At 73.3% G+C, this 7,711-nt stretch carries 6 protein-coding genes; 3 read left to right on the forward strand and 3 right to left on the reverse strand.

Annotated features, from left to right (window positions below):
• The first annotated feature begins 126 nt into the window (after positions 1 to 126).
• Positions 127 to 693 (forward strand): GlcG/HbpS family heme-binding protein, encoded by a 567-nt coding sequence (locus CCN44_RS37635; protein ID WP_059247008.1) that lies wholly within the window; start codon positions 127 to 129, stop codon positions 691 to 693.
• Positions 694 to 811: 118 nt separating this feature from the next.
• Here the strand turns inward: CCN44_RS37635 and katG are convergent, their stop codons facing one another.
• The 3 genes from katG to CCN44_RS37650 all read right to left on the reverse strand — a co-directional run bounded on the left by katG (position 812) and on the right by CCN44_RS37650 (position 4,658).
• Positions 812 to 3,034 carry a catalase/peroxidase HPI gene (katG, locus tag CCN44_RS37640; RefSeq protein WP_086703272.1) on the reverse strand — a complete coding sequence of 741 codons (2,223 nt, stop codon included), beginning with the start codon at positions 3,032 to 3,034 and terminating at the stop codon, positions 812 to 814.
• A gap of 33 nt (positions 3,035 to 3,067) precedes the next feature.
• Entirely contained in the window at positions 3,068 to 3,505 is a 438-nt protein-coding gene (locus tag CCN44_RS37645) for a Fur family transcriptional regulator (RefSeq protein WP_030640662.1), read from the reverse strand.
• Positions 3,506 to 3,722: 217 nt separating this feature from the next.
• Positions 3,723 to 4,658 carry an abortive phage infection protein gene (locus CCN44_RS37650; protein ID WP_237481633.1) on the reverse strand — a complete coding sequence of 312 codons (936 nt, stop codon included), beginning with the start codon at positions 4,656 to 4,658 and terminating at the stop codon, positions 3,723 to 3,725.
• A gap of 424 nt (positions 4,659 to 5,082) precedes the next feature.
• Here CCN44_RS37650 and CCN44_RS37655 point away from each other — a divergent pair, with 424 nt between their 5' ends.
• Together CCN44_RS37655 and ku are read left to right on the forward strand one after the other, a co-directional pair.
• Positions 5,083 to 6,321, forward strand: a complete 1,239-nt coding sequence (locus CCN44_RS37655; RefSeq protein ID WP_208639924.1) for a hypothetical protein — start codon at positions 5,083 to 5,085, stop codon at positions 6,319 to 6,321.
• 24 nt (positions 6,322 to 6,345) lie between these two features.
• Positions 6,346 to 7,389, forward strand: coding sequence for a non-homologous end joining protein Ku (gene ku / locus CCN44_RS37660; protein WP_059246993.1), 1,044 nt, complete (start codon positions 6,346 to 6,348; stop codon positions 7,387 to 7,389).
• Positions 7,390 to 7,711 lie beyond the last annotated feature (322 nt).

Below are 7,711 nucleotides of genomic sequence, written 5' to 3' on the forward strand. Positions count from 1 at the left end.
GGTCATCCGATCGGATGACCCCCCAGGCATCCGGTCCGGCGACGGGACGCGGCCCGGTCCGGGCCGAGGATCGGTTCCGGGAGCGACCGACGCCCCCAGCCCAGGCTCTACTGGAGGTTCCTCAGCATGTCCAGCCGCAAGAAGCCGTCCCGCCGTACCCGCGTCCTCGTCGGCGGCGCCGCCCTGGCCGTTCTCGGTGCCGGTGTCGTCGGCACGGTCGCCGCCAACGCCGCCGACACCACGGAGGCCACGCCCGCCGCCGCCCCCGTCGCGGCCCGGGGCGGCGAGCTGACCCAGAGCACCCATCTGACCCTGGAGGCGGCCACGAAGGCGGCGCGCGCCGCGGTGGAGGCGGCCGAGAAGGACGGCCGGCACGTGTCGGTGGCCGTCGTCGACCGCAACGGCAACACCCTGGTCACCCTGCGCGGGGACGGGGCGGGCCCGCAGTCGTACGAGTCCGCGGAGCGCAAGGCGTTCACCGCGGTGTCCTGGAACGCGCCGACGTCGGAGCTGGCCAAGCGGCTGGCGCAGGCGCCGACCCTGAAGGACATCCCGGGCACGCTGTTCCTCGCGGGCGGCACGCCGGTGACCGCCAAGGGCGCTCCGGTCGCGGGCATCGGCGTCGCGGGTGCTCCGTCGGGCGACCTGGACGAGCAGTACGCGCGAGCGGGCGCGGCCGTGCTCGGCCACTGACCCGCCCGGGCCGGAGCCGGCCCGGACAGGGCCGCACGGGAAACGTCCGGGTCCGCCCCGAGGGGGCGGGCCCGGACGCACCGTTCAGCGGTCTGCCGAGAGCGGACCGGTCAGCGGGTCAGACGAGGTCGAACCGGTCCGCGTCCATGACCTTGTGCCACGCGGCGACGAAGTCCTTGACGAACTTCTCCTTGGCGTCGTCGCTGGCGTAGACCTCGGCGAGCGCGCGCAGCTCGGAGTTGGAGCCGAAGACCAGGTCGGCTCGGCTGCCGGCCCACTTCACCTCGCCGGTGGCGGCGTCGCGGCCCTCGAACGTGGTCTGGTCCTCGGAGGTCGCCTTCCACGTCGTCCCCATGTCGAGCAGGTTGACGAAGAAGTCGTTGGTGAGGACGCCGGGCGTCTTGGTGAAGACGCCGAGCTGCGACTGCTGGTGGTTGGCGCCGAGGACGCGCAGACCACCGACCAGCACCGTCATCTCGGGGGCGCTCAGGTTCAGCAGGTTCGCCCTGTCGAGCAGCAGGTACTCGGCCGGCAGCCGGTTGCCCTTGCCGAGGTAGTTGCGGAAGCCGTCCGCGGTCGGCTCCAGCGCCTCGAAGGACTCGACGTCGGTGTGCTCCTCGGTCGCGTCGACACGGCCCGGGGTGAAGGGCACCTGGATCTCGAAGCCGGCTTCCTTGGCGGCCTTCTCCACGCCGGCGGCACCGCCGAGGACGATGAGGTCGGCCAGGGAGACCTTCTTCGCGCCGGAGGAGGCGTTGAACTCCTGCTGGACGTTCTCCAGGGTGCGCAGCACCTGCGCCAGCTGGTCGGGGTCGTTGACCTCCCAGCCGCGCTGCGGGGCGAGGCGGATGCGGGCGCCGTTGGCACCGCCGCGCTTGTCGCTGGCGCGGAAGGTGGACGCGGACGCCCACGCGGTGGTGACCAGCTGGGACACGGACAGGCCCGACTCCAGCAGCTTGGTCTTGAGGATGGCGATGTCGGCGTCGTCGATCAGCTCGCCCTCGCGCTCCGGCAGCGGGTCCTGCCACAGCAGCGTCTCCTCCGGGACCTCCGGGCCGAGGTACAGCGACTTCGGGCCCATGTCACGGTGGGTGAGCTTGTACCAGGCGCGGGCGAAGGCGTCGGCGAACTCCTCCGGGTTCTCGTAGAACCGGCGGGAGATCGGCTCGTAGATCGGGTCGAAGCGCAGGGACAGGTCGGTGGTGAGCATCCGCGGGCGGTGCTTCTTCGACGGGTCGTGCGCGTCGGGGATGATCTCCGGGGCGTTCTTGGCCACCCACTGGTGGGCGCCGGCCGGGCTCTGCTCCAGCTCGTACTCGTACTCGAAGAGGTTCTTGAAGAACCCGTTGCTCCACTGGGTCGGCGTGCTGGTCCAGGTGACCTCCAGGCCGGAGGTGATGGCGTCCGCGCCCTTGCCGGTGCCGTAGGTGCTCCGCCAGCCCAGGCCCTGCTCCTCGAGGGAGGCGGCCTCGGGGTCGGCGCCGACGTGGTCCGCCGGGCCCGCGCCGTGGGTCTTGCCGAAGGTGTGGCCGCCGGCGATCAGGGCGACGGTCTCCTCGTCGTTCATCGCCATGCGGCGGAACGTCTCTCGGATGTCGCGGGCCGCGGCGATCGGGTCCGGGTTGCCGTTCGGGCCCTCCGGGTTGACGTAGATCAGGCCCATCTGGACCGCGCCGAGCGGGTTCTCCAGCTCGCGGTCGCCGGTGTAGCGCCGGTCGTCCAGCCAGGTGGTCTCGGGACCCCAGTAGACGTCCTCCTCCGCCTCCCAGACGTCCGCACGGCCGCCGCCGAAGCCGAAGGTCTTGAAGCCCATCGTCTCCAGGGCGACATTGCCGGTGAGGATCAGCAGGTCGGCCCAGGAGATGCTCTGGCCGTACTTCTTCTTGACCGGCCACAGCAGGCGGCGGGCCTTGTCCAGGTTGCCGTTGTCCGGCCAGCTGTTGAGCGGGGCGAAGCGCTGCTGGCCGGCGCCGGCGCCGCCGCGGCCGTCGCTGATGCGGTAGGTGCCCGCGCTGTGCCAGGCCATACGGATCATCAGCGGGCCGTAGTTGCCGAAGTCGGCGGGCCACCAGTCCTGCGACGTGGTCAGCACCTCGGCGATGTCCCGCTTCACGGCCGCGAGGTCCAGGGCCTTGAAGGCCTCGGCGTAGTCGAAGTCCTCGTCGAGCGGATTGGCCACGGCCGGGTTCTTGGCGAGGATCTTCAGGTTGAGCCGCTCCGGCCACCACTGGCGGTTGCCGCCGCCCTGGGTCGGGTGCAGTGCCCGGTCGTGCGCGACGGGGCAGCCGCCGCTCCCCTCCGACTTCGCGTCTGTGACGATCGCGTCGTGGTTCTCAGTCATGGCAATCCTTCCGAACTGTGCGGAACTCGGTGCTCAGGAACTGCGGCCGGTGGAACAGTCGGGGCACAGGCCCCAGTACACGACCTCGGCCTCGTCGATGGCGAAGCCGTGATCGTCGGCGGCGGTCAGGCAGGGCGCGTCGCCGACGGCACAGTCGACATCGGCGACGGCACCGCAGGACCGGCACACGATGTGGTGGTGGTTGTCGCCCACGCGCCCCTCGTACCGGGCCGGGTGGCCGGCCGGCTCGATGCGGCGCACGAGTCCCGCCGCGGTGAGCGCGTGAAGGGCCTCGTAGACGGCTTGCAGGGAGATGTGGCCCACGCGATCGCGGACTCCGGAGGCGATGGCCTCGACGCCGAGGTGGTCGCCGTCCCGGACGGTCTCCAGCAGCGCGACGCGAGCTGCCGTCACGCGCAGGCCGGCACCGCGGAGCTCCTCGGCGGTGGTCGGTGTCGGGGAGGCGGTCATGCGGCCGAACCTACCCTCATAAACACGAGGGGTTCAAGAAAACGAACGGTGCAATTTTGGCCGTCTGTCGTCACCCGCCGTACACCTCCGGATCCGCTCAGGCATCCGCCCGGAAGCGTGCCGATGCCTTTGCGTCTTCGCCTCCGCGCACAATCGACCGGCTGACGGCCCGGCGGTCCGGCCGGCGGTCGGCGGCCGGGCCCCGGCCATGCCCGCATCATGTGGCCCCGGACCGGCCGCGGCCGCGCGGCGAGCCGAACGGTCCTCCGAACAGGCGACCCGACGCCCCGACGCACACCCGCCCGGCTCCCTGTCCACGCCCGGCCTCCCGTCCACGCCCGGCCGGCCATCCGTGCCCGCCCGCGCGCCGACCGGCCCGGTACCGGCGGGCCAGGGCGTGGAACGCCTCCTTCGGCTCCCTCCAGTGCCAGCCGGGGGCCGGGGCGTCGGGGCGGTCCTTGAGGGTGCGGGTGATGGCGTAGCCCGCCATGTCGAGGTCGTACTGCGGGGCGTCGGGGCGGTGCGGGGCGTCGGGGTTCACGAACTCGAAGGCCATCGCCGCGTAGAGGCCCGTCGAGGAGTACACGTCGAGGAGTTGGCCGAGGTGGACCGCCTGGGTGCGCTCGCTGCGGACCGGATCGCCCTTGATCTCCGCGGGCTCCTTGTCGTGGTCGACGACGTCCCAGCCCATGCCACCGGCCTCGGGCGCCCCGACGTGGGCGCAGGTGCCGAACTCGGTGATGGCCAGCGGTTTGCCCCAGCGCAGATGGCGGCTCGACTCCCTTGCGCAGTCGCCTTGTCGGGGAAGTACGCGTAGTAGTCGATGCCCACGATGTCGAAGAGCCGCCAGTCGACCCGGTCGCTGGATCGCGACAGGGTCCACCCGGCCGTCGAGCAGGCTCCGGATGCGTTCGAGCACGGTGTCGCCGGGCACGATCCCCGGCACGAACAGCCAGAACTCGCAGCCCACGCTGAAATCCACCGCCGCACCGTGCCGGCGCAGCCGCTCCGCGAAGCGGCCGGTCTCGGCGAGGTGTTCCCGGACGTCCCGCTCCGGGACGTCGCCGACGGTCGGCTGGAGCCAGATCCCCGGCCCCCGTTCGGCCGCCTCGGCGGCGGTGGCCGTGAGGCGTTCCACGCCGTCCCCGGTCACGTCGACGGTGTCGGCGTACAGCTCGTGGCCCAGACCCGGATGTCCTCCCGCATCCGGGCCGTACGGAAGGCCGTACCCGGCGTCTCGCCCGCGCCCACGGTGTACACGACGCCGTGGTGGCGCAGTCCGCGGTGCGCGGCCCGGGCCCGCCGGCAGCACGGCCGCGGCCAGTCCCGCGGAACGCCATGCCGGCCAGGAACTGTGCACGTCTGATCCCCTCGGTCCTCCGCATACGGCCACCCGGCCGGGCCCGGCCGCCCCGGCGCCGTCCGCCGTCGGTCTGGGGAGCGGGGCCTAAAGGCGGGAATCCCGGCGCCGAAAGTCGAGCGCATCCCACCAGGAGGTGGGGACAAAAGATACATAAAGCAACCTGCGTGAGAGACTCGGACCCAATCATCGAGGTGGCCGTTCGAGAGGGACGCTGGTGGACCTGGACGCCGTCGCCGACGAGCTGTACGGGCTGCGGCCGGAGGAGTTCGTGGCCGCCCGCGACCGGCGCGCCCTGGCGGCCCGCAAGGCCGGTGACCAGGCTCTCGCCAAGGAGATCGGCGCGTTGCGGCGGCCGAGTCTGGGCGCCTGGGTGAGCAATCTCCTGGTGCGACGGCAGCGGGCGGAGGTCGAGCCGCTGCTCGGGCTCGGCGAGGAGCTGCGCCGGGCTCACCGCGAGCTGGACGGCGCCCGGCTGCGCGAGCTGGCCCGGCGGCAGAGCGAGGTGATCGGCACCCTCGGACGGCAGGCACGGCGGCTGGCGGCGGAGGCCGGACGTCCGGTCGGTGAGGCCGTCCAGCGCGAGGTCGAGGAGACGCTGCACGCCGCTCTCGCCGACCCGGGGGCCGCCCGGGAGTGGGCCGCGGGCCGGCTGGTGAAGCCGCTCAGCGCCACGTTCGGGTTCCCGGAGGCCGACGAGGCCGCCCTCGACCGCCGGCCCGCCACCCCGCCGACGACCGCACCGAGGCAGCACCCCGAGGCGGAGGGACCCGGCGGACGCACAACGGAGCGGAAGCGGGGCGCGGCCGAGAAGCCCGCCGCAGGCGGGACCGCGCGGAAGCGAGGCCCGGCCGAAGAGCCCGCCGCACCCAAGGCCCGGCAAAAGCGCGGCACGGCCCAGAAGCCCAGCGGACACGGGACCGAGCGGCGCGCCGAGACCGGGGAGACAGACGGGCACGCGACCCCGCGAAAGCGCGCCGACGCCGACGAGCCGCACGGACACGCAACCCCGCGAAAGCGCGCCGGTGCCCAGGAACCCGGCGGACGCGGAGCGCAACGGGAACGCGGCGGAACCGGCGAGCACGAGGACGAACTGGCGCGTCGGCGCCGTCTGCGCGAGGCCCGCGACGCCGCGCGTGAGGCCGAGCGGGAACTGCGCGCCCGGGAGACGGAGGCCGGGGTCGCCGGACGGGCGGCGGAGGAGGCCCGCGAGCGGGCGGACCGGGCCGACCGGAGCGTGCGGGAACTGCGCGCGCGGCTGCGCGAGGCCGAGGAGGAGCAGCGACAGGCCCGTACCGATGTGCAGGCGGCGCGGGACCGGGCCCGGCAGGCCGACCGTGCCGTACGGGAGGCCCGGCGCCGCGCCGCGACGGCGGCGGCCCGGGCGGAGCGACTGGCCGGCCCCGGCGGGGGCCGCACCTCCCGGCGCCCGGCGCACCGGCTGGTCACCAGGTAGCACGACGACGTGAGGCGAGGAGCCATGGCGAGACCGATCTGGACCGGTGTGCTGACCTTCGGGCTGGTCACCCTGCCCGTGGGGCTGTACACCGCCACCGAGGACCACACGGTCCACTTCCACCAGTTGCAGCGCGGCACCTCGGACCGGATCCGCAACAAACGGGTCAACGAGCGCACCGGCAAGGAGGTCGGCAGCGACCGGATCGTCAAGGGCTACGAGCTGGACGAGGGCGAGTACGTGGTCGTGGAGCCGGAGGAGCTGGAGGAGATCGCGCCAGGACGGTCGAAGGTGATCGACCTGGCCGGGTTCGTCGACCTCCGCCGGGTCGAGCCCGTCTACTTCGACCGCACGTACTACGTCGGCCCGCGCGGCACGGAGTACGCGCAGGTGTACGAGCTGATGCGGGCGGCGCTCGACCGTTCGGACAAGGCCGGGATCGCCACGCTCACCATGCGCGGCAAGGAGTACCTGACCGCGCTGCGCGCGCAGCCGGACGTCCTGGTGCTGCACACCCTGCACTGGGCCGACGAGGTGCGCGACCCCGCCGACGTGGTGCCCGAACTGCCGGAGCGGCGCGCCAAGAGCGGCAGCAAGGAGCTGCGGACGGCCGAGCAGCTGATCGACGCCCTCACCATCGACTGGGACCCCGCCGACTACCACGACACCTACGCGGAGCGCGTCGAGCGGCTCGTCGCCGCGAAGCGGAAGGGCGAGGGGGTCGTCGGCGAACCGGCGCCGCCGGAGGCGACCAACGTCATCGATCTCATGGAGGCGCTCAGCCGCAGCGTCGAACAGAGCAGGTCCCGGGGCGGGAAGGACAGCAGCGGGAAGGGCGGGCGGAAGGACGGCGGCGGGAAACGGGCCGCCGGCCGCGAGCGGCCCGCCGGTCCGAAGCGGAGGGAGCGCAAGGAGCCCGAGGAGCGGAAGGAGCGGACCGAGGACCTGACCGCCCTGTCCAAGGCGGAGCTGTACGAGCGGGCGAGTGCCGCCGGGGTGCCGGGCCGCTCGAAGATGACCCGGGAACAGCTGGTCGAGGCCCTGGGCGGGTCGGGTGCCGCGGCCTGACCGGGGCCAGGCCGGCGGCGGCCCGGCCGTCCCCCGGACCACCGGTCCGGGGGACGACTCCGCTTCCGTGGTCTCGTCTCCGGTTCCGCGCACCCGTCACCACGGTGGGCCTCGCTCACTCGTGCGGGTGCACCCGGTCCCGCCGTCCGTGGCATACACGGCGGTCCGTCGTTCGGCAGCAGTGTGATGTTTGCCGAGCGACGTGATGGTCCGGGGGTGGGCGGGCAACGTTCCCCTTCATGCCCCACGCGAATCCCCTGCGGCAGGTGATGTGATGACCACGGCGACGACGGCGACGCTCCGGACGCCGCCCGCCCGGACC

The sequence above is a fragment of the Streptomyces tricolor genome (assembly GCF_002155905.1).
GTDB classification, from domain to species: domain Bacteria; phylum Actinomycetota; class Actinomycetes; order Streptomycetales; family Streptomycetaceae; genus Streptomyces; species Streptomyces tricolor.

Coding starts and splice junctions, on each gene's coding strand:
- CCN44_RS37635 (WP_059247008.1), top strand. CDS start 127: ATGTCCAGCCGCAAGAAGCCGTCCCGCCGTACCCGCGTCCTCGTCGGC.
- katG (WP_086703272.1), bottom strand. CDS start 3,034: ATGACTGAGAACCACGACGCGATCGTCACAGACGCGAAGTCGGAGGGG.
- CCN44_RS37645 (WP_030640662.1), bottom strand. CDS start 3,505: ATGACCGCCTCCCCGACACCGACCACCGCCGAGGAGCTCCGCGGTGCC.
- ku (WP_059246993.1), top strand. CDS start 6,346: ATGGCGAGACCGATCTGGACCGGTGTGCTGACCTTCGGGCTGGTCACC.